The 22666-nt window shown below is 68.5% G+C and carries 20 protein-coding genes and 1 tRNA gene; 10 read left to right on the forward strand and 11 right to left on the reverse strand.

The window, feature by feature from the left end:
• Nucleotides 1-17 precede the first annotated feature (17 nt).
• From HUA74_RS15040 to HUA74_RS15050, 3 genes are all read right to left on the reverse strand, one after another.
• Nucleotides 18-1157: a class I SAM-dependent rRNA methyltransferase gene (locus tag HUA74_RS15040; protein ID WP_174455067.1), complete on the reverse strand. Its 1140-nt coding sequence runs from the start codon at nt 1155-1157 to the stop codon at nt 18-20.
• 196 nt (nt 1158-1353) lie between these two features.
• Nucleotides 1354-1722: a hypothetical protein gene (locus HUA74_RS15045; protein ID WP_141648331.1), complete on the reverse strand. Its 369-nt coding sequence runs from the start codon at nt 1720-1722 to the stop codon at nt 1354-1356.
• A 33-nt stretch (nt 1723-1755) separates the two neighbouring features.
• Nucleotides 1756-3351 (reverse strand): NAD(P)/FAD-dependent oxidoreductase, encoded by a 1596-nt coding sequence (locus HUA74_RS15050; RefSeq protein ID WP_174455068.1) that lies wholly within the window; start codon nt 3349-3351, stop codon nt 1756-1758.
• A gap of 326 nt (nt 3352-3677) precedes the next feature.
• On the opposite strand from HUA74_RS15050, the gene HUA74_RS15055 reads away from it, so the two are divergent.
• Nucleotides 3678-3878 carry a hypothetical protein gene (locus tag HUA74_RS15055; protein ID WP_246137768.1) on the forward strand — a complete coding sequence of 67 codons (201 nt, stop codon included), beginning with the start codon at nt 3678-3680 and terminating at the stop codon, nt 3876-3878.
• A 95-nt stretch (nt 3879-3973) separates the two neighbouring features.
• On the opposite strand, the gene HUA74_RS15060 is transcribed toward HUA74_RS15055, so the two are convergent.
• Entirely contained in the window at nt 3974-4669 is a 696-nt protein-coding gene (locus HUA74_RS15060) for a diacylglycerol kinase family protein (protein WP_174455069.1), read from the reverse strand.
• A gap of 78 nt (nt 4670-4747) precedes the next feature.
• On the opposite strand from HUA74_RS15060, the gene HUA74_RS15065 reads away from it, so the two are divergent.
• The 9 genes from HUA74_RS15065 (at nt 4748) to HUA74_RS15105 (ending at nt 14661) form a co-directional block, all read left to right on the forward strand.
• The gene (locus HUA74_RS15065; protein WP_174455070.1) at nt 4748-7603 is read left to right on the forward strand and encodes an N-acetylmuramoyl-L-alanine amidase; all 2856 of its coding nucleotides are present in this window, start codon (nt 4748-4750) and stop codon (nt 7601-7603) included.
• Nucleotides 7604-7703: 100 nt separating this feature from the next.
• Nucleotides 7704-8714 (forward strand): type I glyceraldehyde-3-phosphate dehydrogenase, encoded by a 1011-nt coding sequence (gene gap, locus HUA74_RS15070; protein ID WP_174455071.1) that lies wholly within the window; start codon nt 7704-7706, stop codon nt 8712-8714.
• A 28-nt stretch (nt 8715-8742) separates the two neighbouring features.
• Nucleotides 8743-9930 carry a phosphoglycerate kinase gene (pgk, locus tag HUA74_RS15075; protein ID WP_174455072.1) on the forward strand — a complete coding sequence of 396 codons (1188 nt, stop codon included), beginning with the start codon at nt 8743-8745 and terminating at the stop codon, nt 9928-9930.
• 47 nt (nt 9931-9977) lie between these two features.
• A complete protein-coding gene (gene tpiA / locus HUA74_RS15080; protein WP_141640855.1) occupies nt 9978-10751 on the forward strand; it encodes a triose-phosphate isomerase in 774 nt (257 codons plus the stop codon).
• Nucleotides 10752-10844: 93 nt separating this feature from the next.
• On the forward strand, nt 10845-11270 hold the full coding sequence (secG, locus tag HUA74_RS15085; RefSeq protein WP_141640856.1) for a preprotein translocase subunit SecG: 426 nt from the start codon (nt 10845-10847) through the stop codon (nt 11268-11270).
• A gap of 87 nt (nt 11271-11357) precedes the next feature.
• A tRNA-Leu gene (locus HUA74_RS15090) sits at nt 11358-11439 on the forward strand.
• Between the two features lie 970 nt (nt 11440-12409).
• Complete coding sequence (locus HUA74_RS15095; protein ID WP_254625060.1) at nt 12410-13111, forward strand: DUF6585 family protein; 702 nt, start codon at nt 12410-12412, stop codon at nt 13109-13111.
• Between the two features lie 33 nt (nt 13112-13144).
• Nucleotides 13145-13624 (forward strand): hypothetical protein, encoded by a 480-nt coding sequence (locus tag HUA74_RS15100; protein WP_174455073.1) that lies wholly within the window; start codon nt 13145-13147, stop codon nt 13622-13624.
• A 239-nt stretch (nt 13625-13863) separates the two neighbouring features.
• Complete coding sequence (locus HUA74_RS15105; RefSeq protein ID WP_174455074.1) at nt 13864-14661, forward strand: DUF429 domain-containing protein; 798 nt, start codon at nt 13864-13866, stop codon at nt 14659-14661.
• Between the two features lie 14 nt (nt 14662-14675).
• On the opposite strand, the gene HUA74_RS15110 is transcribed toward HUA74_RS15105, so the two are convergent.
• The 7 genes from HUA74_RS15110 to HUA74_RS15140 all read right to left on the reverse strand — a co-directional run bounded on the left by HUA74_RS15110 (nt 14676) and on the right by HUA74_RS15140 (nt 22666).
• On the reverse strand, nt 14676-16397 hold the full coding sequence (locus HUA74_RS15110; RefSeq protein WP_174455075.1) for an FG-GAP-like repeat-containing protein: 1722 nt from the start codon (nt 16395-16397) through the stop codon (nt 14676-14678).
• A 310-nt stretch (nt 16398-16707) separates the two neighbouring features.
• Nucleotides 16708-18483: a serine/threonine-protein kinase gene (locus tag HUA74_RS15115; protein WP_174455076.1), complete on the reverse strand. Its 1776-nt coding sequence runs from the start codon at nt 18481-18483 to the stop codon at nt 16708-16710.
• A 123-nt stretch (nt 18484-18606) separates the two neighbouring features.
• Nucleotides 18607-19050, reverse strand: a complete 444-nt coding sequence (locus HUA74_RS15120) for an excinuclease ATPase subunit (protein WP_174455077.1) — start codon at nt 19048-19050, stop codon at nt 18607-18609.
• Nucleotides 19051-19061: 11 nt separating this feature from the next.
• Nucleotides 19062-20300, reverse strand: coding sequence for a beta-ketoacyl-ACP synthase (locus HUA74_RS15125; RefSeq protein ID WP_174455078.1), 1239 nt, complete (start codon nt 20298-20300; stop codon nt 19062-19064).
• The gene (gene fabG / locus HUA74_RS15130; RefSeq protein ID WP_174455079.1) at nt 20297-21028 is read right to left on the reverse strand and encodes a 3-oxoacyl-ACP reductase FabG; all 732 of its coding nucleotides are present in this window, start codon (nt 21026-21028) and stop codon (nt 20297-20299) included. Before fabG ends, HUA74_RS15125 begins: the two co-directional genes overlap by 4 nt.
• Nucleotides 21021-21485: a hotdog family protein gene (locus HUA74_RS15135; RefSeq protein WP_174455080.1), complete on the reverse strand. Its 465-nt coding sequence runs from the start codon at nt 21483-21485 to the stop codon at nt 21021-21023. The genes fabG and HUA74_RS15135 overlap by 8 nt, the downstream gene beginning before the upstream one ends.
• The gene (locus tag HUA74_RS15140; protein WP_174455081.1) at nt 21485-22666 is read right to left on the reverse strand and encodes a beta-ketoacyl-ACP synthase; all 1182 of its coding nucleotides are present in this window, start codon (nt 22664-22666) and stop codon (nt 21485-21487) included. Before HUA74_RS15140 ends, HUA74_RS15135 begins: the two co-directional genes overlap by 1 nt.

Here is a 22666-nt window from a genome sequence, read left to right on the forward strand (position 1 = left end):
GGCGCGGGGGACTCGCGTCAGGTGACTTCGAGCGCCACCGCGTCGAGGTACTCCGCGCCAGGGGAGCCCACCAGTGTGGGGTGGTCCGGGGGGAGTCCAGGACGGGACAGCCGGGTGGCGATGCGCGCCTCCGCCTCGCAGGCGGTGGCCACCAGCTCGTCGAAGCCGCCCAGGGCCAGTGGTGGGTGGTAGCCGACCACGAGCAAGCGGCCCCCATGGCGGGTGCGCCGCAGGGCGTACCGGATCTGCTCCACGAACTCCTCCTCGGAGCCCACCCGGGGCGTGTCCAGCAACACCAGGTCGAAGGTCTCTCGCACCGCGCGCAGGGCCTGGAGGGCAGTGCCCTTCTCCACCATCACCCGGCCGAACAGCCCGTTGGCCTCCGCGTTCTCCCGGGCCAGGTCTCCGGCATCCGCGTCCGCGTCGAAGGCGAGGATGTGTCGGGCGCCATGCAGTCCCGCGTGGACGAAGAGGCCGCCCACGTTGCAACTGGCGTCCAGCACGCGGCCGTCCCAGGCCATGCGCCCGACGACGCGCCGCAGCTCGCGCTGGTCATACGCGTAGCCCGTGCCCTGGCCGTAGGTGAGGTCCACGGTGAACCGGGCGCCCAGCTCCAAGAGCCGGCACCAGCGGGGCGGGGTGCCGTAGAGGACGTGGGGCCGCTGCGTGGGCAGGCCCAGGACCTGACGGCGCCCGGAGTCATTGCGCAGGAGCACCGAGCTCGCGCCCGTCACCTCCACCAGCGCGCGGGTGATTTCCTGGTGCCGCGCGTCCATGGAGCGGGTGAGGGTCTGCACGACGAAGTGCGTGTCGTACCGGTCCACGATGAGGCCGGGCAGGCCGTCCCCGTCATCGTTGACCACCCGGCAGAAGCGCGGGTCATCCACCAGCCGGCCCCGGCGCTCGAAGGCGTGGCGGAGGTGGCGGGGAATCAGGCCCTCCACGGCCTCGTCCGGCATGCCCAGGCGGCGCACGGCGCGCGAGGCCTCCAGGTCCACGTCACCCAGGCCCAGCACCGCGCCGTCCTCGTCCCGGAGCTGCACGGGCTCCCCGGGCTGGGGCGTTCCCTCCATGGAGACGATGTCCTCCCGGCGCAGCCAGGGGGCGCCGTGTTTCAGGCGGCGGGCGGCATCCCGGGACAGATAGGTGCTGAGCAAGGTGCGTCCTCCCTCTCGCGTGGTGCCACGGGACCGGACGCCCGTGGACTGCTTCCAGCGGACAACATGGGCCGTGCGCTTGCCGATGTCGGCGGACGCCTGGCCCCCGCGCTGGAGGGCAGGGGAGGGGGCGAGCCGTGAAGCCGGGGGGATGCCGTTTGGAGCGCCTCGGCCGAGGGGGCCGGGCCTCTGATGCTCACGGCTGGGGTGGAGGCCGCTTGAACGCCTTGAACGTCACCCGGGTGAGCATGGAGCTGACGACGAGCGCCAGGATGATGCCCAGGATTCGCAAGTGCCAGGAGTCGCGCAGCACCAGCGCCAGGGCCAGCGCGCCCACGAGCACCGCGCCCGCCACGGGCAGCCACTGTCCCCGAGCGGCCAGCCCCGACGACGGACGGCGTGCCTGCGCGAGCACGGGCAGGCTGCCCGCCTTGCGCCACAGGCTGGAGCTCTCCTCCCGCACCTCGTCGTCCGGGTCCACCAGGCCCTGGGTGTAGGCGCGCTCCACGTCACCCAGGCTGGGATAGGTCAGCTCTCCGTCCGGAGTGCGCACGATGTAACGCATGGCAGCTCTCCTTCCGTGAGGCACGACCTCGCCTCACGCCAGCTCGGTGGCAATCTGCTCCGCGATGCGCAGACCATCGATGGCCGACGAGACGATGCCGCCCGCGTAACCGCAGCCCTCGCCCGCCGGATACAGTCCCTTCATGGACACCGACTGAAGAAGTTCGTTCCGCGTGACTCGCACCGGCGACGAGGTGCGGCTCTCGATTCCAATCAGCTTGCCCTCCTCGCTGATGAAGCCGCGCATCTTCCGGTCGAACGTCTTCAACGCCTGCTTGAGCGAGGTGGTGAGCCGCTCCGGGAACAGGCGGTTGAGGTCTACGTGCGCCAGCCCCGGACGGTAGCTGGTGCCTCCCGGGTCCTTCTTCACGCGGCCGGCCAGGTAGTCCGGAATCGTCTGCGCCGGCGCGAAGAAGCGTCCGCCACCCAACTCATAGGCCTTCTCTTCCCAGTGCCGTTGGAACTCCAGGCCCGCCAGCGGGCCACGGAAGCCCTCGCGCTCGAAGTCCGCCACGGAGACGGAGACGACGATGCCGGCGTTGGCGTAGCGCGCGTTGCGGCGCGAGTTGCTCATGCCATTGGTGCACTGGAGCCCGTCCTGGGTGGGCGTGGGCACCACGATTCCACCCGGGCACATGCAGAACGAATAGACGCCCCGCACCTCGCCATCCACGTCCAGGTTCTCCGCCAGCTTGTAGTCGGCGGGGGGCAGCTTCGGATTCTTCGCGGCGCTGCCGTACTGGATGCCGTTGATGAGCGCCTGTGGGTGCTCGGCGCGGAAGCCCAGCGCGAAGGGCTTGGCCTCCACGAGGACGCGGCCGTCGGCGGCGAAGCGCTCGTACAATTCCCGCGCGGAGTTGCCGGGCGCGAGGATGACGCGATTGCTCTCCAGCGTGCGCCCGTCGGCCAGCTTCACGCCGGCCACGTGCCCGTCGCGGTAGAGGAGGTCGTCCACGCGCTGCTCGAAGTGCACCTGGCAGCCGCCGGCGATGAGTTCCTCGCGCAGCTTCGCCACCGCGCCCGGCAGGAGGTCCGAGCCGATGTGCGGCTTTCCCTCGATGAGGATGTGGTCCGGCGCGCCGTAGCGGGCGAACGCCTCGATGACCTTGCGCACCATGGGGTGGTTGATGCGCGTGGACAGCTTGCCGTCCGTGTACGCGCCCGCGCCGCCTTCCCCGAAGTTCATGTTGCTCTCCGGGTCCAACGTGCCGTCGCGCATCAGCTTCGCCACGTCCTTGCGGCGCGCGACGACTTCACGGCCGCGCTCCAGCAGGATGCTGCGCACGCCGCGCTCCAAGAGACCCAGGGCGCAGAACAGCCCGGCGGGGCCGGTGCCGATGATGATGGGCCACTGCTCGGGCGGCTTCACCGGGGGAAGGACTTCCGGCGGCGGAGGGGCTTCGCCCACGTCCGGCGGAATGTGCGCCGGCTTGCGGCCGGGGGCCATCTCCACTTCCAGGGTGTAGATGTAGCGGGGGCTGCCCTTCTTGCGAGCGTCCAGCACTGAACGCACCACCCGCACGGAGGCCAGATCGGAGCGGGTGACGCCCAGCTTCTCCGCGGCCCGCTGACCGAGCAGCTCCTCCGGCTCGTCCAGCCACAGCCCGATGTTGTTCACCCGATACGCCATTGCCGTTCGCTCCTGGTGGGGGCGCGTATCTGCTTCACCCCGGTGAAAGATTGCAAGCACTTGAAACCACGGGGGGCCCGAGCCCTCATCCGGGTGCGTATCCCGTGATGCACCCCGCCATCCACTTCCCTCGGGGGTTCCCCAGGGTGCGTAGGCTCCTTCGCACCCCTGGCGGGGCCATGCCGGGCCATATTTTCATCCAAGCCATTGGAATTATTACGGAATCATTCCGGAAGAGAACGACTGGCACGGGGGTTGAAGAACAGGGCTCGCGTGATTACACGGCGGCCCCCCTCATTTCGCCGCCCCATTTGGAGGCATTCACTGTGAGCACCGATCAAAAGGGCACCCGGATCCTGGCGCGCACCTTCTTCAACCAGCTGCGCGCGAGCGGGTACACCCCGCACCAGGTCATCGGCATCGCCACGGAGCTGCTTGATCTGGTGACGTCGGACCTGAAGGAAGGCGACAAGGAAGTCGCGGTGCCGGCCCAGGAGCAGGGCTCCGAGTGGCGCCAGCGCGCCTGATGGTGCGAGACTTCACCGAATAGACCCTCGGCGGGTGAGCGGGCTCCGGACTGGTTTTCGGGGCTCCCGCCCACGAGGTGGCAGGTGGACCGGCGTCAGCCGGTTTTTTTATGTCCGCTGATGGGCGAATCGCCCGGTGGCTGCCCCGTGGAGCGCGCTTCGCGTCGGCGGGTGTAGGCCGCGGACCCGGCGACGAAGAGCAGCCCCGCCGTCATCGCGCTGAAGACCATGCTGGCCGAGCGCGTCGCCAGGATGCCCAGCAGCACACCGCCGCCGAGGAAGGCGAGCAGATCCACCCAGAGCGGGCGGCGCTGGGGGAGCACGAGCACGAGGACACAGGCCGTCAGGGGGATGCCGAACGCCACCTGTCGGATGATGGCGTCCGTGCTGGTGCGCACCGTCTCCCAGTTGTGCACGAGGATGGCCGCGAAGATGACCACCGTGCCCAGCGCGAGCACGAGCACGCCCGCGGCGGCGGCGTCCTTGGTGAGCCGGGCCTTCTCGTCGAACTGCTGCACGGCCAGGTCGACCAGGTGCTCCAGCGCGCTGTTGAGGATCTCCGCGAAGAAGATGAGCAGCACGCAGAAGATGAGCGTCACCTTCTCCGCGAGCCCCAGGGCGATGCCGCTGCCCACCAGTCCCACCAGCATGGCGGAGGTGAGGTGCACGCGCATGTTGCGCTGGTGGACGACGGTGTGGATGAGGCCCGCCCATGCGTGGCCGAACGAGGCGAAGAGCCCCGAGCCGCGACGAGGAGGGAAGTGGGGAGGTGGCCGGGCAGGTACGGTCATCGGAAGCTGAAGGGGCGGGCAGGCTAGCACTCACGGGTTCGATTGCCGTGGAGATGTGAATAGGTAAGGTCACTCGCCATGAGCACCAACTTCTTCCGGGCGCGTCCAGGTGGCGTGCTGCTGGCCTTCCTGTTGACGTCGTCACTCGCGGGGGCCCAGGCCCCTGCCCCTGTTCAAGAAGAAGAAGTGAACGCCTGTGGGCTGGAGCCTCCCGGTGTGGTGTACCTCCCGGCGCCCTCGCCCCGCGCGCATGAGACGCGCAAGCTGAGCGCCACCGAGGCGCCCGTCGTGAGGCGGGAAGCTCGCGATGGGACGGTGCGTGCGTCGCTCGCGGGCGTACCGCAGACCCGGACGCGGGCCGGAGCGCTGTCCGGGAAGGTCATCTATCTGAGCCCGGGCCACGGCTTCTACCGGGCCGCGCCCCTGGGGCGCTGGGCCACGCAGCGGCCCAACACGTGGGCGGTGGTGGAGGACCTCATCTCCGCCGAGGTTGTGAACCAGTACCTGCTGCCCATGTTGATGGGCGCCGGCGCCACGGTGGTGCCGGTGCGCGAGTCGGACCTCAACCCGCGCATGGTCATCGTCGACGAAGGGGGCGTGGGCTACTCGCAGGAAGGGGACGCCGGCCTGTTCCAGACCACCGCGCAGAAGGGCTGGGGCACGCCCCCGACGCCCATGGGCAACGCGGTGGAGCCGTTCACGCTGGGGGCAACGCGCGTGCTCACCACCGCGACCACTCCCACGGCGTCGGCCACCTGGGCGCCGGTGGTGCCGGCGGATGGTCACTACAACGTCTATGCCTCCTATGGGGCGGACCCCGCTCGGACGACGAACGCACACTATGTGGTGCGCCACTCGGGAGGGGAGAGCCACTTCCGTGTCAACCAGCGCCGCCATGGCGGGACGTGGGTGCTGCTGGGCCGCTTTTTCTTCAAGTCGGGCGCGGGGCCGGAGGCGGCCTCGGTGGTGCTGATGAACGACGCGGAGGAGGGGAGCACGGTGTCGCTGGACGCCGTGCGCTTCGGCGGCGGCAGTGGCGTCATCGGCGATGCGCAGATGGCCGCGCTGCCGCGCCCCCGCTACGAGGAGGCCGCGCGCTACCACGTGCAGTTCAGTGGTGCCCCGGCATCCGTGTACGCGCCCACCGGGGCCAACGCCCTGGCCAACGAGCGCAACGCGGACGTGACGGCGCGCGCGCGCTTCGCGGCGTGGCTGCACGAGGAGGGCGAGGATGCGGTCTACGTGGCCTGGCACACCAACGCTTCGACGACGGGAAACGTCGTCGGCACCGAGGCCTACGTGTACGGGCCGAACCCGGTGGACGGCACGCTGAACTTCACGGGCGTGCCTGGCAGTGACGTGCTGGCGCGAGCGCTGCTGGACGAACTGGGACGGGACGTCCGTCGAGAGGTGGACGCCAACTGGCGCGTGCGCAACCTGCGCTCCGCGAACCTGGGCGAGGTGAACCCCACGCACAACTCGGAGATGCCGTCCGTGCTGCTGGAGATCGCCTACCACGACGCCGTCGCCGACTCGAACCGCCTCAAGGAGCCGGCCTTCCGCCGCGTTGCCGCGCGCGCCATCCTCCAGGGGCTCATCAAGTACTTCGCCACCCGCGACGGCGTGGCCATCCAGCTTCCTCCAGAGGCGCCGGGCGCGGTGGTGGCGCGCAACGCCTCGGCGGGCACGGTGGAGGTCCGCTGGGCCGTGCCCGCGGCGAACCCGGACGAGGAGGGCCATGACGCGCCCACCGCGTACCGCGTCTATCAGAGCGCGGATGGCCAGGGCTGGGACGAGGGGACCGAGGTGACGCAGACGACCTTCAGCCTGCCCCTGGCGGCGGGCACCGTGCGCTACTTCCGAGTCGCTGCGGTGAATGCGGGCGGCGAGGGCTTCCCCTCCGCCATCGTCGGAGTTCGCTCGGGCGAGGCGCCGCCGGCGCTGGTCGTCAACGCGTTCGAGCGGCTGGACTCGGCGCTGGCTTGTGGCGAGGCGCTGGACGTCTATGACCTCCAGGCTCCGCTGCGGGTGCTGCTGGAGGCGATGAACGACGGCACGTACGTGCGTCGCCATGGCGATGCGATGAGCCAGTCCGGGCTCGCCTTCGACAGCGCGACGAGCGGCGCGGTGGCGGCGGGGCTGGTGTCCGTGGGAGCGGGGTACCGCGTGGTGGATTGGTTCACCGGCCGGGGTGGCGAGGCGGGGGCCCGTCCGACGCGCGCCGAGCAGGACGCGCTGCGCGCCTTCGTGACGGGGGGCGGTCACCTGTTGTTGTCCGGTGGTCAGTTGACCTCCGCGCTGTCGGCGGGAGACGCGGACGACAAGGCGTTCCTCGCGGACATCCTCCGGGCCTCGCCTGGCACGGGCACTCCGCCCTTGAGCGTGGAGGGCGTGCCGGGGGACTTCCTCTCCGAGCTGACCGGGCTGACGCTGGACGACGGCACCCGGGGGGCCTACCCGGTGGGAGTGACGGACGTGCTCACCCCGGCATCGGGGGGCTCGGCGGTGTTGCGGTACGCGGGGACGAACCTGTCGGCTGGCGTGTTCTCCATGCCGGGGGGACAGGTGCTCCTGCTGGGTGTTCCCTTCGAGTCGGTGGTGGACCGGGCGGCCCGGGCGCGGCTCTTGTCCGCGTTCCTGGTGCGCGCGGGCTTCCCCGCGCCGGCCACTCCGCCCGTCGGGGACTCCGGCGATTCGGGCCCAGGCCTCCTGAGCGGATGCGTGGCGCCGCGCGGGGTGGACCCGCATCCTCCGGAGCCGCCCGAGCCTCCGGCCCCCATCGTCCTGGACGCGCTGCCGCAGTTCTATCCGCTCGGTGACTCCGGCTGCGGCTGTGGGGCGAGCGCGGGAACGGGCACCGGACTCTGGCTGTTGCTCGGGGTGATTGTTCAGCTTCGGCGCGCGCGTCGTCGCGCGAGCGACGTGAAGCGTTGACTCGGCGGGGCCGCGTGCCTACGGTCGGCGGCCCTTATTTTCTGACGTGATGACCCGTGGGTGCCCCATCCGCGCCCACCTCTCCCAAGGAGACACGAACATGGCCACCCGCATCGCCATCAACGGCTTCGGTCGCATCGGTCGCTGCATCCTGCGCGCCGCCCTCAGCCGCAAGGAAGACCTCGAGATCGTCGCCATCAATGACCTCGACAAGCCCGCCGCGCTGGCGCACCTGTTCAAGTACGACTCCGTGCACCGCACCTGGCCGGGCGAGGTGAAGTCGACGGACAAGGGCATCGTGGTGGACGGCAAGGAGATCACCGTCACCGCGGAGAAGGACCCCACGGTGCTGCCGTGGAAGAGCATGAACGTGGACGTGGTGCTGGAGTGCACCGGCCGCTTCACCAGCCGCGAGGGCGCCGAGAAGCACCTGAAGGCGGGCGCCAAGAAGGTCCTCATCTCCGCGCCGGCCAAGGGCCCGGACCTGACCATCGCCTACGGCATCAACCACGGCGAGTACGACGCGGCCAAGCACCACATCGTCTCGAACGCGTCGTGCACCACCAACTGCCTGGCGCCCGTCGCCAAGGTGCTGCTGGACGGCTTCGGCATCGAGAAGGGCTTGATGACGACCATCCACAGCTACACCAACGACCAGCGCATCCTGGACCTCACCCACGATGACATGCGTCGCGCCCGCGCCGCCGCGCTGTCCATGATTCCCTCGAGCACCGGCGCCGCGAAGGCCATTGGCGAGGTGCTGCCGCAGCTCAAGGGCAAGATGCACGGCATGTCGGTGCGCGTGCCCACCCCGAACGTGTCGCTGGTGGACCTGACGGTGAACACCACCAAGAACGTGACGGCCGAGGCCATCATCGAGGCGTTCCGCAAGGCCGCCGCTGGCCCCCTCAAGGGCATCCTGGAGTTCAGCGACGCGCTGACGGTGTCGGTGGACTACAACGGCAACCCGCACTCGGCCATCTTCGACTCCACGAACTGCTTCGTGATGGGCGACAACATGGTCAAGGTCATGGCCTGGTACGACAACGAGTGGGGTTTCTCCAACCGCATGGTGGACACGGCGAAGTTCCTCGTGTCCAAGGGCGTCTAGTCCCCGTCAGGGGCCCAGGGGAGACCAGATGATCCGCTACATCGACGAGCTGCAGCTCACCGGCAAGCGCACCTTCATTCGCGTGGACTTCAACGTCCCGCTGGAGGGGCGGCGCGTGACGGACGACACCCGTATCCGAGAGGCGCTGCCCACCATCCGGCGAGCGCTGGAGCTCGGCGGGAAGGTCATGCTGGCCTCCCACCTGGGCCGCCCCAAGGGCCCGGACCCCAAGCTGTCGCTCGAGCCGGTCGCCGCGCGACTGGCCGAGCTGCTCGGCCCCAAGCACGAGGTCATCCTCACGGATGACTGCATCGGGGACGGCGTGAAGAAGCAGGTGAAGGAGCTGAAGGAAGGCCAGGTCGTCGTCCTGGAGAACCTCCGCTTCCACAAGGAAGAGGAGGCCAACGATGAGACCTTCGCCCGCGAGCTGGCGGCGCTGGCCGACGTCTACATCAACGACGCCTTCGGCACCGCGCACCGCGCCCACGCCTCCACGGCGGGCATGGTGCCCTTCGTGAAGGAGAAGGCCGCGGGCCTCCTGATGAAGAAGGAGATCGAGTACCTGGGCCGCGTGCTGAAGAACCCGGAGAAGCCCTTCGTGGCCATCCTCGGGGGCTCCAAGGTCAGCGATAAGATCAAGGTCATCGAGAACCTGCTGCCCAAGGTGGACGCGCTGCTCATCGGCGGCGCCATGGCCTACACCTTCCTCAAGGCGCAGGGCGTGGAGGTCGGCAAGTCCCGCGTCGAGGAGGACAAGCTGTCGTTGGCCACGCGCATCCTGGATGCGGCGCAGCGGCTGAAGACGCCCATCGTCCTGCCGGTGGACCACATCGCCGGCACGGAGCTGACGGACAAGAGCCTCGCGCTCGAGACGCCGGACAACGTGGTGCCCACGGGCATGATGGGCCTGGATATCGGCCCGAAGACGCGCGCCATCTTCACCCAGCACATCCGCGACGCGCGCACGGTCATCTGGAACGGCCCCATGGGCCTGTTCGAGGTGGCGAAGTTCGCCGAGGGCACCCGCTCGGTCGCCACGGCCATGGCGAACAACAAGCAGGCTGTCACCGTCATCGGCGGCGGCGACAGCGCTGCGGCCGTGGAGCAGATGGGCGTGGCGGATCAGCTCAGCCATGTGTCCACTGGTGGAGGCGCCTCTCTGGAGTTCCTGGAAGGTCGCGAGCTGCCGGGCATCAAGGCGCTGGAAACGCGGTAGTCTCCGCGCCGCCAAGCAACACCACCACACCTCTGGGGGAGCGATTCATGGCCGTCTCGGCTCGTCGTCGGAAGATCGTCGCCGGCAACTGGAAGATGAACAAGACGGTGCCGGAGGCGCTGGCACTGGTGCGCGAGCTGCGGGGGACCGTGGCCGCCGTCGGAGATGTGGTGGAGGTGGTGGTGGCGCCGACGTTCCTGGCGCTGCAGCCGCTGCACGTCGCGCTGGAAGGGGCGCCGCTGCAGCTGGCCGCGCAGAACTGTCACTGGGAGTCGTCCGGTGCCTTCACCGGCGAGGTGTCCGCGCCGATGCTGGCGGAGCTGGGGTGCGCCTACGTCATCGTGGGGCACTCGGAGCGCCGGCAGCTGTTCGGCGAGACGGACGAGTCGGTGAACAAGAAGGCCCGGGCCGTCCTGGCCGCTGGCATGAAGCCCATCCTCTGCGTGGGCGAGACGCTGGCCGAGCGCGAGGCGAACCAGACGCTGGACGTGGTGGAGCGTCAGGTCCGGGGCGGGCTGGCGGGCTTCGAGGCGAAGGACGTGGCGACCTTCGTGCTGGCGTACGAGCCGGTGTGGGCCATCGGCACGGGGCGCAACGCGACGTCGGCGCAGGCGCAGGAGGTCCACGCGGCGATCCGGGGGCTCCTTGGTCGGCTGTACGACGGGGAGACGGCCGGGCGGGTGCGGATCCAGTACGGCGGCAGTGTGAAGCCCGACAACGCCGCGGAATTGCTGGGGCAGCCGGACATTGATGGGGCGCTCGTCGGTGGGGCGAGCCTCAAGGCGGGCGATTTCGCGGCCATCATCAAGGCGGCCACCTAGAGTAGGCTCACTGGCGGGCGGAAGAAGTTGTCACCCATTCGGCAGTTTGTGTAGGGTGCGCCTCCTTTTCACGGAACGTTCGAAAGATCTCTCATGCTGACCTTCGTCACGATCGTGCACGTCCTCGTTTGCGTGTTCATGATCTTCGTCATCCTGCTGCAGCCGGGTAAGGACGCTGGCATGGGCTCGGCCCTCGGCGGCGGCGCGGCCACGAGCGCCTTTGGTGGCCGTGGTGCCGTGACGTTCCTGAGCAAGCTCACGGGCGTCTGTGCCGCGATGTTCTTCTTCACTTCGCTCGGCCTCTCCTTCGTGGGGCTTCGCTCCTCGGTGGCGGCGGGTGGCTCGGTGGCTTCGCCTCCTCCAGCGGCTTCGGCTCCGGCGACCCCGGGCGCGGCGGCTCCGGCGGGCGAGCAGTCGGCGCCTGGCGCGGTCGAGCAGCCTCGTGGTGAGGCTCCGGCGGCTCCGGCGGAGGGCCAGTCGGCCCCTGCTCAGCCGGCGGCGCCGACTCCGGCTCCGTAAGGGCCCGTCGAATAAATCTGGAGCACGCAGCGGTTAGAAACTCGTTGCGTGATCCGGTGCGGTCCTGTAGATGGTCCGCGCAGAAACGCCCAGGTGGTGGAACTGGTAGACACACCATCTTGAGGGGGTGGCGCCGAAAGGTGTGCGGGTTCGAATCCCGCCCTGGGCACTCCGATAGAAGCCTCCGAGTCGAAAGACTCGGGGGCTTTTGTCGTTTCTGGGGTCGGGGTTGTCGTGGGGCCTGCGAAGGCGATGAGGCCGTCCCTGGCGCAGAGGGAGCGAGTGTTCCGTCGTTCGGGGAGAGGGCGCGAGTGCTGCTTCGGATCCGGAGCGCGAGGTGGTCCGCGGAAGTCGCGGGCGCCGCTCATGTCTGTCGCGGGAGTGCGCGACTCCTCCTTGTCCTGTTGGGGGGTGACGCGCTCTCACGCGGGTCTTGGGCCCTTCGTCGTTCCTCGTGAGGGCGATGCTCTTGGTTCCGGACCTCGCGCTCATCGCAGGGGCGCTCGCCCTTTGTGGCGCGAGATGGTGCGTGGCCTTCAGAAAGAATCGCGCCTCCTAACCCGTGGGCGAGCACGTTCACCTTCCCGTGGAGCTCTTCATCAAGTCACTGCCTGATGGTGATGGGCGCGACTGCTGCTTCGGCTCGAAGTTCCCGCCGACCTGGCATCGGCTTCATTGATGGGACGAGGTGGGCTCGTTCGCGTCGCAAAGGGCGCTGTCGTTCGCTTCGCGTCCTGTCGATGCGGACACGTGTGGCGCGCGTGGGACTGTCTGCGTGGGCAGGCGAGCGCCATTCCTGTGCTCTGCGAAAGCGACGAGTGCCCACCCCCTTTCCGTGGCGCTGACCGAGGTGAAACACGACGGGATTGAAAACACACAGCGCGTGAAATCTTGCTCAGGGCTCTCTCAGTGCATGAGAGGTTGGAAGTGTTTGGCGTGTTGTATTGATTGGGTTTCCTTGGCTTGCCAGGGAATGCGTGACTTCACCGACTGTCTGCGGGCGCTCGAGTGTTTGGTGGTCGAAAAGGCGACTGTCATTGTCTATAAAGGGGTGAACGAACATTCATTCACCGGGACTTGTGGCCCTCGGTGAACCCATCCGGCCCGTTGGGAGCTGTCCCCTGAAGCGCGTACACACCTTGGTCTTCCCCACGCCGGCCGTTTACTGGCTCGTGGTGGGCCTCATCCTCATCTACGTGGTGATGGCGGCGGTGCTCGCACCCATGTCCATCCACCTGCTCCCGCTGTCGATGGTTCATGACCTGCTGCGGAGCTACTTCGGGTTCTTCATCCTCATCCTGGGCATCCCCTGCGGCATCTACGTGATCGGGTGGCGCGCCAGCGACCTGTTCGTCTGGCTGCGCGCCCCTGAATCACTGACGGTGGACTCGCTGCGGCTCACGTCCGGTGACACGACGCTGGCCTGGGGGAACGTGGGCAGCATCGTCCGCCAGCACAACCATGACCGCCTCGTGCTTCGCCACCGCGGCGGCAAGTACCGGCTGCGGCTGAACCTGTGGAGCGACTCGGACGAACTCGAGGCCGAGGTGACGGACCGTGTCGTCGCCGCGCTCCTGGACAAGGTGCGCCGCCAGGTCGCCTCGGGGCATTCCGTGGCCTTCGGCCCGCTGACGCTCAGCTCCGAGGGACTGACGCACAAGAAGCAGCTCATCCGCTGGGATGACATCGAGAGCATCCGCTTCCAGGACGGGCACGACCAGGGCGTGTCGACCCGGGAGCTGATCATCACGGCGCACGGGAGGTTCCGGAAGATCGACGAGGAGACGATCGTCAACGCCCCGGTGCTCCTGGCCTACCTGACCGACCGTCTCGAGCAGTGACTTTTTCCCCCAACCCCGAACAGGCATCACCTCATGGAAATCTATAGCTCTGCCAAGACGAAGGCGAAGTCGGACCAGCCGCACGCGTTCTACTACTCGCGCACGAAGCTCATCGTGGGCGCTGTCATCTGGACGCTGTCCACGGCCTTCTTCGGCGCGCTCACCTACCGCTCCATTGGCGAGACGGGCGTCATGGCCTTCTGCGGCTTCATCACGGCGACGTCCATCTGGATGATCTTCAACTGTGTCAAGCCGCTGGGAAGTCTGGACACGCCCGTGCTGACCATCGGCCGGGACGGCATCCTCTTCCCGGATGGCGTGCTGATTGCCTGGGACGACATGAAGGAGAACACCTACGTCGACCAGTCGTACATGGGCATCCCCATCGGGAAGTCGGTGGTCGTGAAGACCACTCTGAAGAAGCCCAAGGCCAAGCAACTGCGCGTCGCCGCCGTCCAGATGTCGAGCGACGAGTATCTGGCCATCTGCGACCGCTACAGCCAGGCCGCGTGATCCACTGCTGAGTCGCTCCTGCGTCAGGCCCTGCCAGGCCCGGCGCGGGAGGTCTCCTCCCAGTGTCGCGAAGTCACCGTGACACCGGGCGGAGACCGATGAACGAGTCCCGCGCGGACGCGGGCCGATGTGGCCCCTGCGATAGACTCCCGAGCGCCATGCTGCAGCCGTGAAGTTTGCGAGGCTCGGTCGAGATCAACCAGGAGAGGCATGTGACGCCGCGACTGAGCTCCTGCCGAATGTTGCTGCCTCATGAAGGACGAGCGGTGGGCGTGGACTGGAGCGGTGCGGCCCAGGCACACCGGAAGGTCTGGGCCGCGACCCTGAGCTTCAGGGGCGACCAGGGGCACCTCGTCCAACTCCAGCGGCCTTTCACTTCACGAGGCGCGAAGGCGGTGTCGGAGGGCCTGGGCCCGTGGCTGGCGGCCCAGGTCGCCGACGTGGTGGGACTCGACTTCTGCTTCAGCCTCGAAGCCAGCCAACTGGCCTCGCTGGGGCTCCCCACCACGGGCCCTCAGGAACTGGGCCGGGCCATCAGCGCGACATTCGACTCGGCGGAGTCGTTCAGGGCCGCCGTCGGGCCAGAGAAGAAGCGCGTCACGGAGGTGGCGTGCTCCGCGCCGTTCGCGCCCACCAACCTGCGCATGTACAAGCAGACCTATTGGGGCCTGCGGGCACTCGGTTCCTGTCGCGGCGCCTTTCCTCCCTGGAGCACGAGTCCCAGGCCGGCCCTGGTGGAGGTACTTCCCGCCGAAGTCGTCCGATGGCTCGGCCTGCCCAAGACCTACAAGGGCCGAGGCGTTGAGGAACGTCGGCGAGAAATCCTCCGGCGCGTCCGCGCATCCACGGACCTCCTCATCCCCGACAGCGACCTGCTCACGATGGTCTCTGACGCGGACGGAGATGCGCTCGATGCACTGCTGGCCGCACTGTCCGCCGCGTCGGCGTGGGCCTCGGGTTTCACCGGCGCCCCTCCCACGTCGGCAAGCACGGGGGAGGGGTGGATCTTCTCCGTGAGGCAGCGACCCGAGCAGTAGCGAGACTCGACTGCTCAGTACGTCCCGATGTCGTAGACAGTCGACAGCCAGTTGCCGCAATTCCAGCCAGTGCCCGTCGACAGACACACCGGGTAGCGCGCCCAGGAGCGGTGGACCTGGACGACGTCGGTGCGGCCATCGCCGTTGACGTCCGCCGCCATGAACCGCTGCTCGGAGGACCCCGAGTTGTAAATGGTTGCCGGCGAGTTGCTGCAGCTCCAGCCCGAGCCCGTCGAGTAGCACGTGGGGATGCTCCCCCAGCCACGGTAGGTCTGGATGACGTCCGTGCGCCCGTCCCCGTTGAAGTCGCCCGTCAGCATCTGCTGCTCATGCGAGCCCGAGTTGTAGAACGTGCCCGACGGGATGTTGCAGGACCAGGTCGCCGAGGCCAGGCCGTAGCATAGCGGCATGGCATTCCATCCGCGATAGGACTGGAGGATGTCGTCCCGCCCGTCGCCGTTGAAGTCGCCGGTGAGGAAGTCCTGCTCGGCATTGCCCGCGTCGTACATGGCTACGCTGGGGTTGCTGCAGGACCAGGCCGTGCCCGTCGACAGACACACGGGCTGCGTCAACCAGCGGCGATACGCCTGCGCGATGTCATCCCGTCCATCGCCATTGAAGTCTCCCGACAGGTAGCGCACCTCGGGAGAGTCCGTCGTGCGGAGTGTGGCCGCCGGGTTGTTGCAGGACCAGCCGGTGCCAGTGGAGCGACACACGGGCAGCATCGACGAGTCGTGGTACGCCTGCGCGATATCCGTCTTCCCATCACCGCTGAAGTCGCCGGTGATGAAGCGCTGGCTCCCGGTTCCCCAGTTGTAGATGTCCGCATAGGGATTGGCGCAGGACCAGGCCCCCAGGCCCGTGGAGTAACAGACCGGGTAGCTGGCCCAGAAGCGATAGGTCTGCACCAGGTCCGTGCGTCCGTCGCCGTTGAAGTCACCCGTGACGTACCGCTGCTCCGGAGAACCCCAGTTGTAGACCGTCGCGGAAGGGTTGGTGCACGACCATCCACTCCCCGTCGAGCGGCACATGGGAATAGAACCCCAGCCCCGGTACGTCTGGAGGATGTCCGCGCGGAAGTCGGAGTCCACCTTGGCCACGTGGAACTGCTGGTCGGCCCCGCGAGGCTGCCCGTAGAACTGCCGCACGCCCTGGATGTCAGTGGTGCTGAGCTGCCCGCCGTTGTTCCAGGTCGGGCTGCAGTAGTTCATCACCGACATCAAGTCCCACGCGCCCACGTAGGTGTCCCCGTCACTGCCCTGGGACGGAGTGGTGCAGGTGGACGGTGTGTCTCCGCGGTTGTGCTCGTGCGCGAAGCCCAGGGCGTGGCCGAACTCGTGAACGCCGATGGAGCGGATGCAGTGCTCACGCTGCGCGGTGCTGGAGGCACAGGAAGGGCTCCAGTTGGCGAACGTGAAGTTGAGCACCATGCCCTCGTCCTCGTCCTCGATTTCAGTGCCCAGTCCCTCGGTGTGAGGACCCTCGTCGCTGATGGTGATGCGGATGTCCGCGGAGCTGGGGCAGGCGCCCCAACCGGAGAACACCAGGTTGCTCTCCTTCTCCCAGGTGTCGCGGATGGAGGTGCGCACCCACTCCTTCTCGGTGGCGAAGCCCGGCGTGTCCCAGCACACCGTCAGGTTGGGGCGCCCCCAGACTTCGTCCGAGTCGACATACAGCGACTGCTCCGACGTGCCGATGGCCACGAGGGATGCGTCGGTGGTCGGAGAGGAGTCCATGGGGGCGCCACACGCGACGAGCAGTCCTGCGCCCATGGTAAGGAGGAGCCCTCGGGCTCCAGAGAGCCCGGTGTTTCGGTGCCTTGATGTCTCGATGAACATGACTTTCCCTTGGCGGACGCGAGGCGCCATCCAGAGGGACAGGGGGCCGCGCGCAGGAATCGAACGCGAGACACCGGGATTCTTCGCCCGGGTCCGTTCGACTCGGACGGTTCGAGCCGCTGATATGTCTTTGTTGGCGGAATGCTGAGCGCCGCCCCACGTGCTGGCGCGGCTCCCGAGTTCTTCTTCCGCCGGTGCCTCTCGTGCCTCAGCCCGGTCCCCCAAGGCGCCGGGTTGCCTCCTCCTCGGGCGGCTTCTCCTTCGGCGAGATGAGCTGGGTGGGCTCCAGCTCAGCAGGCGCGGAAGGTGGCGCACGGGACAGCAGGGCCTGCACCTCTTCGGGCGTTGGGTCGCTCAGTTCGGACAATTCGCGCTCATGCGACCAGCGTTCTGGGTAGTTCTCACGCAGCCAGCTCGCGAGGTCGACCACGGGAAGCGCCTGCCTCACGGGGAGCAGCGCCTGCTCCAACTCGCTCGCATCCGAGAAGCGCTTCGCGGGCGTCAGGTGCAGCGCCTTCTCCACAATCCCACGAAGCAGCCGATTCACGGGGGGAGCCTCCGGGCCTTCCCACCGCGCGCGCTGTTGCAGGCTCAGGCTGATGCCCGGAAGGTCTCCCCAGAGCAGCTCATGGAGGACGCAGCCGAGCGCGTAGATGTCACCCGACGTCGTCGCCTCCGCACCCGCCCGACGCTCCGGAGGCATGTACGCGAGCTTGCCAATGACATCGCCGGCCTGGGTGAGCCGACTCACGGGAGGCAGAGACGCCGTCGAACGCGAAGCCAGCTGCTCCTGCGGACTGCCCACCCCATGCGCGATGCCGAAGTCGACGACCTTCACCACCCCGTCGAACGTCACCACCAGGTTGTCCGCGCTGATGTCGCGGTGGATGACGCCTCGCTCGTGCGCGTACGCGAGCCCCTTCAGGGACTGCAGGCAGATCTCCACCACGACCTCGAGCGGCACCTCGCCCCCGCGTCGCACCAGCCTCGCGAGCTTCAGTGCGTTCACCCCGCTCAGGTACTCCATGACGATGAACCACGCGCCGTCCACCTGTCCCAGGTCGTGCACGGACACGATGTTCGGGTGGTGCAGGCGCGCGGCGGTGCGAGCCTCTCCAATGAAACGGTGGAGCCGGACGGCCGGGTCTTCACTGTCCTCGTCGACCATCCGCTTGAGGACCACCAGCCGATGAAACCCCGCGCGGCCCGTGCGCACCGCCAACCAGACCTCGCCCATGCCGCCACGTCCGAGGCGCGAGAGCCGTCGGTAGCGATGAATTCCCGTGCCCAGGTCCGCGCCCCTCAAGGACCGAGCGGTGAGGATGGCGAGCGAGGTGGTGGCCAGGAGCAGGAACGGAAGACCCACGAGCGCGAACAGGGGCGGACCTGAAATCCACCCGACGTCCACCGCCAGCTCTCGCCCCAGGATGCCCAGCGCGAGCAGGGCGGCCCCAAGCACCGCCGCGGCCATGGCGCCCCGACGCTTCAGTGTCAGCAAGGCCTCCAGGGCCCACGTGCCTCCCACCGTCACGGCCAGCAGCCAGAACATCGGCAGCCCCAACCCCACCGTCGCGCGGGACAGGTCCTCGGACGTCATCCGGGGCCCCGACGTCGCCAGCACGGACCCGAGCACGTCCGCGACCCGCATCGCGCCGAACGCCACCGCCACACCCAGCAGCACCCGCCGCGAGCGCGTCAACGGCACGTCCAGCAAGGCCCAGAGGACTCGCAGCAACGTGTAGGGCAGGGGAATGGAACACAGCGCGCCGAGCAACAACCACGGACGGGTGTCCACGAACATCCACCCGACCTCGTGCCGAGTGGCCCCCGCGGAGAGGCTCAGCGCCGCGAAGCCCAGGAAGCTCGTCGCGAGCCACAGCTGGACACGTTGGGAGCGCACCGCCGCCCAGGTCGCGAAATGCACCAGCGCGAGCACGAAGAATGCCCCCGCGAGCGCCAGGTGCAGCATCGTGTAGGGAGTCACGGGCGGAAGCCTAACCCAGACACCTCGGTACTCGCGAATTGCAGCCTATCCAGGAGGACGCGGCCGCCGTGAGCACCCCGGGGATGACGCGAGGTGCGCTCGCGTCATCGACCCGGCGAACAGCTACTTCTTGCCCGCGACCTTCGCGTAGGTGCCCTTGAGCGTCACGCCGACGGCGAAGGTGCCGGCATGGCACTCGATTTCGGAGGCGTTCTGCAGCTCGTTCCTCTTGTAATAGCTGACGATGTTGACGACAGCGTTGGCGCCACGCTTCTGGGCGCCTTCCTGGAGCGCAATCAGCGCCGACAGGATGGCCCACTTGCAGCCCTCCTCGTCGGACTTGCCCACGCCGCTGGTCTTCTTGTTGGAGACGTCCTCGCCCAGCTCCTTGGTGACTTCGGGCGTCTTCGCGCCGGCCAGGTAGAACTTCACCGTGCCATCCAGCTTCCCCTGGGCCTGCGGCATCGACAGGACGGAGGCGAGCGGAATCATCGTCACGGTGTCTCGCGCCAGCGCGGGGCTGGAGACGGTGAGCGCGAGCAGCGACAGCAGCATTGCCTTCTTCATGGGTTTCTCCGTCACTGCCACCGGCGGAAGATCAACGACGTGTTGATGCCGCCGAAGGCGAAGTTATTGGTCATGACGACCTCGGTCTGGATTCTTCGGCCATCCCCCACCAGATAGTCCAGCGGAGCGCAGCGCGGATCCACCGAGGCCGCGTCCAGGTGCAGCGTCGGGGCGAACCAGCCCGAGCGCATCATCTCGATGGTCATCCACGCCTCCAGCGCCCCGCAGGCCCCCAGGGTGTGCCCCATGTAGCTCTTGAGCGAGGAGATGGGCATCCGCTCACCGAAGACCTGCTGCGTCGCCGTGGTCTCCGCCACGTCGCCCGTGTCGGTGGCCGTGCCGTGGGCATTCACGTACTCCACGACGCCCGGCTCCAGGCCCGCGTCCTCCAGCGACAGGCGCATGGCCTGGGCCATGGTCTCCGCGTGGGGCTGGGTGATGTGTCGCCCGTCGCTGTTCGTGCCGTAGCCGACCAGCTCCGCGTAGATGCGCGCGCCTCGGGCCCTGGCATGCTCCAGCTCCTCCAGCACCAGCGTGCAGGCGCCTTCGCCGAGGACCAGGCCGTCGCGCTGCGAGTGGAAGGGCCGGGGCGTCAGCTCGGGCGTGCCGTTGTTCTTCGTGCTGGTGGCGAACAGGGTGTCGAACACCGCGGCCCCCGTGGCATCCAGCTCCTCGGCGCCGCCCGCGAGCATCGCCACCTGCCGGCCCATCTTGATGGCCTCGTACGCGTACCCGATGCCCTGGCTCCCCGACGTACACGCGCTCGAGGTGGTGATGATGCGGCCCGTGAGGCCAAAGAAGACGCCGATGTTGACCGCGGCGGTATGGGACATGGACCGCACGTAGGACGTAGCGGTGATGCCCTCGGTGCTCTTGGCCACCAGCATCCGTCCGAAGTCACCGATGCTCGGCGGCGAGCCCGTGGACGAGCCGTAGGACACGCCCATCTTCCCGCTCGACAGCAGCGGGTCTCCCAACAACCCGGCATCGACGAGCGCCAGCTCACTGGCACGCGTGGCCAGCAGCGCCACCCGGCCCATGCCCCGCATCGTCTTGCGCGAGTACGTCTGCGGCGGCAGCACGAAGGGCGCGGCGGGGGCACCCACCTGCGTGTTCAGCCCCTCGTACTGCTTCCAGTCCTCGATGACCTGCACCGCGTTGCGCAGCGACTTCAGCCGCGCCTCCACTTGCGGCCAGTCGTGACCCAGGGGGCTGAGGGCTCCAAAGCCCGTGACGACGACGCGCCTCATCCGAACAGCCCTCCATTCACGGAGATGACCTGCCGCGTGACATAGCCCGCGTCCTCGCTCATCAGGAAGCTCACCGCGGCGGCGACCTCCTCGGGCCGCCCCAGGCGCTTCGCCGGAATCAACTTCAGCGCCTCCTCCACGATGTGCGGCTCCACCATCTCCGTGTCAATCAAACCGGGCGCCACGCAGTTGACGGTGATGCCCCGGCTCGCCAGCTCCACCGCCAGCGCCTTCGTGGCGCCGATGATGCCGGCCTTCGCCGCGCTGTAGTTCACCTGGCCTCGGTTGCCGGTGAGCCCGGAGACGGAGGACAGCGTGACGATGCGCCCCGGCTTGCGCCGGCGGACCATCGGCATGGAGAGGGGATTGAGCACGTTGTAGAAGGCGTCGAGGTTGGTGTGAATCACCGCGTCCCAGTCCTCGGGCGGCATGGCGGGGAAGGCGTTGTCCCGGGTGATGCCCGCGTTGCACACCACGCCGTAGTAGCAGCCGTGTGCCTCGACGTCGGCGAGCAGCGCCTTCTCCGTCTCGGCGCGGTCCGCCACGTCGAAGCGCAGCACGCGGGAGGCCCGTCCCAGCTCGCGGACCTGGGCGGCCACCGCTTCCGCTTCCTCGACCTTCGCGCGGCAGTGCACCACGACGTCGAAGCCGTCGCGCGCCAGCCTCAGCGCCACGGCGCGGCCGATGCCCCGGCTGGAGCCCGTCACCAGTACCGACTTCTCACTCATCCGTGCCCGCCTTCATCACGTCCATCGAGGCCGGGGGCTGGAACACCGTCAGCGCGGCCGTGGCCACCGTCTCGTCTCCAATCCCGAGCGTACAATCGAACTGGCTCATCCCGTTGTCCGTCCAGAACTGCCGGCGGACTTCGATTCGCAGCTGCTCGCCCACCTTGAACGAGGGACGGCTGCACTCATACCGACGGGTGCCGAGCAGGAAGCCCATCCGCTGCGTCTCCCCCTGCAGCCGCTGCCGCCAGCCCGCGTAGGCCGCGATGGCCTGGGCCATGAACTCGATGCCCACCCAGCCCCCCACGGCGCCGGCCTCCTGGAACAGGCAGTCCTCGCGCAGCGTCACCTCGGCCACGAGGCTCTCCTCGTCGCCCTCCACCGCGCGGTCGATGAGCCGCATGCGGTCGGCGTGGGGCACAATCTCGGAGATGTCGAAGGCAATGGGCGTGCGCATCAGGCCCTTCCCAGGATGAGGGCGGCATTGCTGCCACCGAAGGCGAACGAGTTGCTCAGGACATAGCGCGGCGGGCGCCCGAGCGCCTCACCGGGCTTCACCAGCGCGAGGGCGGGCAGTGACGGGTCAGCCACTCCATCCCACCAGTGCGGAGGCAGCCGCCCCTGGGCGTCGTCCGTGAGGGTGAGCCAGCACAGCGCCGCCTCCAGCGCCCCCGCGGCCCCCAGCGTGTGGCCCGTGAGCGGCTTCGTGGAGCTGCACGGCACGTTGCCCCCCAGAAGCGCGCTCACCGCCCGGCTCTCCATGGCGTCGTTCTGCGGCGTCGCGGTGCCGTGCAGGTTGACGTAGCCCACGTCGGCCGGGGTGATGCCCGCGCGCCCCAGCGCCGTCCTCATGGCGATGAGCGCGCCCCGGCCCCCGGGCTCGGGCGCGGAGAGGTGGTGCGCGTCCGAGGATTCGCCCCAGCCCGCGAGCCGCACGGGCCCAGGCTCGCGCGTCATCAGGAACAGGGCCGCGCCCTCGCCGATGTTGATGCCCCGGCGGTGGACGCTCATCGGGTTGCAGCGCGCGTCGCTCACCGAGTCGAGCGACGTGAAACCCGCGATGGTGAAGCGGCACAGCGCGTCCGCGCCGCCCGTGATGACGGCGTCTGCCGCGCCGGAGCGCAAGAGCCGCGCCGCCGTGGCCAGGGCCTTGGCGCTGGACGAGCACGCGGTGGAGATGACGAACGAGGGGCCCTTCACGCCCAGCACATGGTTCAGCGCCATGGCGGGAGAGCCCAACTCTTGTTGACGGACATCGAAGTTGGAGGGGAGCTGGCCAGTGGCCGCGCGCGAAACGATGGCGGCCTCGCTCTCCCCGATGCCGGAGGTGCTGGTACCCAGGACCACGGCCACGCGCTCCGGGCCATAGCGCCGCATGGCCTCGTCCACGGCGGGACGCACCTGGGAGAGCGCGGAGAGGAGGAGCGCGTTGTTCCGGCTGCGCAGCGGCACCGGCAGCTCGTCCGTGGGGGGGAGCGGCTTGGTGACGTACCCCACGTGGAGTGGCCGGTCCGCGAAGTCGAAGCGCTCGGAGACGCCCGTGGGCCTGTCACCGAAGAGGGCCGTGGCCACCTCGAGCAGGCCTTGTCCCAGGGCGCAGACGAGGCCGAGCTGATTCAGGAAGACGGGCGGAATCAT

Source organism: Myxococcus sp. CA051A, from assembly GCF_013336705.1.
Taxonomy (GTDB): Bacteria; Myxococcota; Myxococcia; order Myxococcales; family Myxococcaceae; genus Myxococcus; species Myxococcus llanfairpwllgwyngyllgogerychwyrndrobwllllantysiliogogogochensis.

Bases quoted from the DNA above. Each gene is read 5' to 3' on its own strand.
- secG (WP_141640856.1), top strand. From the start codon at position 10,845: ATGCTGACCTTCGTCACGATCGTGCACGTCCTCGTTTGCGTGTTCATG.
- HUA74_RS15110 (WP_174455075.1), bottom strand. From the start codon at position 16,397: ATGGACTCCTCTCCGACCACCGACGCATCCCTCGTGGCCATCGGCACG.
- HUA74_RS15125 (WP_174455078.1), bottom strand. From the start codon at position 20,300: ATGAGGCGCGTCGTCGTCACGGGCTTTGGAGCCCTCAGCCCCCTGGGT.
- HUA74_RS15045 (WP_141648331.1), bottom strand. From the start codon at position 1,722: ATGCGTTACATCGTGCGCACTCCGGACGGAGAGCTGACCTATCCCAGC.
- HUA74_RS15135 (WP_174455080.1), bottom strand. From the start codon at position 21,485: ATGCGCACGCCCATTGCCTTCGACATCTCCGAGATTGTGCCCCACGCC.
- HUA74_RS15120 (WP_174455077.1), bottom strand. From the start codon at position 19,050: ATGAAGAAGGCAATGCTGCTGTCGCTGCTCGCGCTCACCGTCTCCAGC.
- gap (WP_174455071.1), top strand. From the start codon at position 7,704: ATGGCCACCCGCATCGCCATCAACGGCTTCGGTCGCATCGGTCGCTGC.
- HUA74_RS15050 (WP_174455068.1), bottom strand. From the start codon at position 3,351: ATGGCGTATCGGGTGAACAACATCGGGCTGTGGCTGGACGAGCCGGAG.
- pgk (WP_174455072.1), top strand. From the start codon at position 8,743: ATGATCCGCTACATCGACGAGCTGCAGCTCACCGGCAAGCGCACCTTC.
- HUA74_RS15060 (WP_174455069.1), bottom strand. From the start codon at position 4,669: ATGACCGTACCTGCCCGGCCACCTCCCCACTTCCCTCCTCGTCGCGGC.
- tpiA (WP_141640855.1), top strand. From the start codon at position 9,978: ATGGCCGTCTCGGCTCGTCGTCGGAAGATCGTCGCCGGCAACTGGAAG.
- HUA74_RS15105 (WP_174455074.1), top strand. From the start codon at position 13,864: ATGTTGCTGCCTCATGAAGGACGAGCGGTGGGCGTGGACTGGAGCGGT.
- HUA74_RS15100 (WP_174455073.1), top strand. From the start codon at position 13,145: ATGGAAATCTATAGCTCTGCCAAGACGAAGGCGAAGTCGGACCAGCCG.
- HUA74_RS15140 (WP_174455081.1), bottom strand. From the start codon at position 22,666: ATGATTCCGCCCGTCTTCCTGAATCAGCTCGGCCTCGTCTGCGCCCTG.
- fabG (WP_174455079.1), bottom strand. From the start codon at position 21,028: ATGAGTGAGAAGTCGGTACTGGTGACGGGCTCCAGCCGGGGCATCGGC.
- HUA74_RS15065 (WP_174455070.1), top strand. From the start codon at position 4,748: ATGAGCACCAACTTCTTCCGGGCGCGTCCAGGTGGCGTGCTGCTGGCC.